The 2,599-nt window shown below is 61.4% G+C and carries 2 protein-coding genes; both read left to right on the top strand.

The genetic code is table 11. The features are described from left to right. Positions 1-111: 111 nt before the first annotated feature. A complete protein-coding gene (gene istA / locus IT549_RS10050; RefSeq protein WP_292972716.1) occupies positions 112-1,623 on the top strand; it encodes an IS21 family transposase in 1,512 nt (503 codons plus the stop codon). Continuing rightward, positions 1,620-2,477 carry an IS21-like element helper ATPase IstB gene (istB, locus tag IT549_RS10055; protein WP_292972718.1) on the top strand — a complete coding sequence of 286 codons (858 nt, stop codon included), beginning with the start codon at positions 1,620-1,622 and terminating at the stop codon, positions 2,475-2,477. Before istA ends, istB begins: the two co-directional genes overlap by 4 nt. Positions 2,478-2,599 lie beyond the last annotated feature (122 nt).

A 2,599-nucleotide genomic window follows, 5' to 3' on the forward strand; every position in this document is an offset into this window, starting at 1 on the left:
TGTATAGGGCGGTGACAAACCAGGCCAATGGAACGCCAGCGATTTGCTGAGCGTGGCGGTTTAAAAACCAGCCATTGGATAGGTTGCTCCTTTTAAAGGGGGTGGCCGGGGATGTTTGCCGTGGAGAGCTACGCCGCCGTTCGGCACTTTGTTTTTGTTGAAGGTAACAGCCAGCGCGAGGCCGCGAAGGTCTTTGGACTGAGTCGCGAGACGATATCGAAGATGTGCCGGTTTTCTCTGCCGCCGGGCTACACGCGGACCAAGCCTGTGGCGAAGCCGAAGTTGGGGCCGCTGCTGCCAGTGATTGACGCGATCCTGGCAGCGGATCGCATTGCGCCTGTGAAGCAGCGGCACAGCGCCAAACGGATTTTTGAACGTCTGCGCGATGAGCATGGCTTTGGCGGGGGCTACACCGTCGTAAAAGATTATGTCCGGCTGTGCCGGGCGCGTGGACGCGAGACGTTCGTGCCGCTGGCGCACCCGCCAGGACATGCACAGGTGGATTTTGGCGAAGCGGTGGGCGTGATCGATGGTGTCCGCCGGAAGATGCACTTCTTCTGCATGGACCTGCCGCAATCGGATGCCTGCTTTGTGAAGGCCTATCCAGCAGAGACGACCGAGGCCTTTCTGGACGGGCATGTATCGGCGTTCGCCTTCTTCGGCGGCGTGCCGCTGTCGATCCTTTATGATAACACGAAGATCGCGGTTTCCAGGATCTGCGGCGATGGGAAGCGCGAGCGAACACGCGCGTTCACCGGGCTCGTCAGCCATTACCTTTTTACCGATCGCTTTGGTCGGCCTGGAAAGGGGAACGACAAGGGGAAGGTCGAAGGACTGGTCAAGCACGCCCGATCGCACTTCATGGTGCCGATCCCGCATGCGCCCAGCTTCGATGACTTCAATGATGAGCTGTTGGACCGCTGCCGGGTCCGGCAGGAAGATCGGGCTGGCCGACATAGCGAGACGATCGGCACACGGCTCCTCGCCGATCTGGCGGTGATGCGGGCATTGCCAGCAGGGCAGTTCGAACCGTGCGAGACCAGGGCCGCTCGCGTATCGTCGACCGCCCTGGTGCGCTACCGGACCAACGACTACTCGGTGCCGACCCGGTATGGCTTCCAGGATGTCATGGTGAAGGGCTTCGTCGACACGGTGGTCATCCTATGTGGCAATGAGGAGATCGCCAGACATCCGCGCTGTTATGGTGAGGCCATGTTCGTGGCGAACCCGCTGCATTATCTGGCGCTGATCGAGACCAAGCCCAATGCGCTCGATCAGGCCGCCGCGTTGCAGGACTGGGCCCTTCCGCAAGCGTTCCAGCATATGCGTCACCTCCTTGAGGCGCGTATGGGCAACAAGGGCAAGCGCGAGTTCATCCAGATCCTGCGCCTGTTGGAGGCGATACCGATGGAGATCGTCACCTTCGCGGTGAACGAGGCGATCTGTATCGGTGCAATCGGCTTCGATGCGGTCAAGCAGATCGCGCTGGCGCGCATCGAACGGCGGCCCGCCCGCCTGGACCTGGCAGCCTATCCCCACCTGCCGAAAATGGACGTGAAGACGACGCGTGCCGCCGACTATGCCGCGCTCGTGCCCCAAACATCTCAGGAGTTGGCGGCATGAACCGGGGCACAGAGGACAAGATGCCCACCGGCACTATGGCGGGGACGCCGCAGGTTCTGCTCGCGCATCATCTCAAGCAGCTCAAACTGCCTACGGTGCTACGGGAATATGAGAAGCTGGCGCGTGAATGTGCACGCGACGGGGTCGATCATAGCCGATACCTGCTTCGCCTCATCGAACTTGAGCTGATCGATCGTGAGCGCCGCACCGTGGAGCGCCGGATCCGGGCTGCGCGGTTCCCGGCGGTGAAAAGCTTCGACACGTTCGACTTTACGGCCATTCCAGGCCTCAACAAAATGCTCGTGCTGGAGCTGGCACGCTGCGAATACATCCTGCGGCGGGAAAATATCATCGCGCTGGGCAATAGCGGCACCGGCAAGACACATGTAGCGCTCGCGCTGGGACTGGCGGCTTGCCAGAAAGGCTTCAAGGTCGCGTTCACGACCGCCGCTGCCCTGGTCAACCAGCTGATGGAGGCGAGGGACGAAAAGCGACTGCTCAAAATGCAGCGCGATCTTGCGGCGGTGAAGCTGCTGATCGTCGATGAACTGGGCTATGTTCCTCTCTCGCCCACAGGCGCTGAGCTGCTGTTCGAAACCTTCTCGCAGCGCTATGAGCGGGGATCAACGATCGTCACATCCAACCTGCCGTTCGAGGACTGGACGCAGGTCCTGGGATCCGAGCGGCTCACCGGCGCGCTGCTCGATCGGCTCACGCACCACGTCAGCATCCTGGCCATGAACGGCGATAGCTACCGCCTCAAGCAGTCCGCCCGCCACCGTGCTGCCGGTGCGGAGCAAAACCAGGCCACCCAGGTTGTCGACCCGGACACTGGCGAGATCACCGCCACCTGATCAATGATGACAACGATATGAAGAGGGCCCCGATCGGGGCCCTCTTCATATCGTCAGGCCCGCATCAACAGTGGCCTGCTTTTACTCCGCCCCGCTGGCCTAAAATCTGACCGCCGTTGACA

The sequence above is a fragment of the Novosphingobium sp. genome (genome assembly GCF_020852455.1).
GTDB lineage: Bacteria > Pseudomonadota > Alphaproteobacteria > Sphingomonadales > Sphingomonadaceae > Novosphingobium.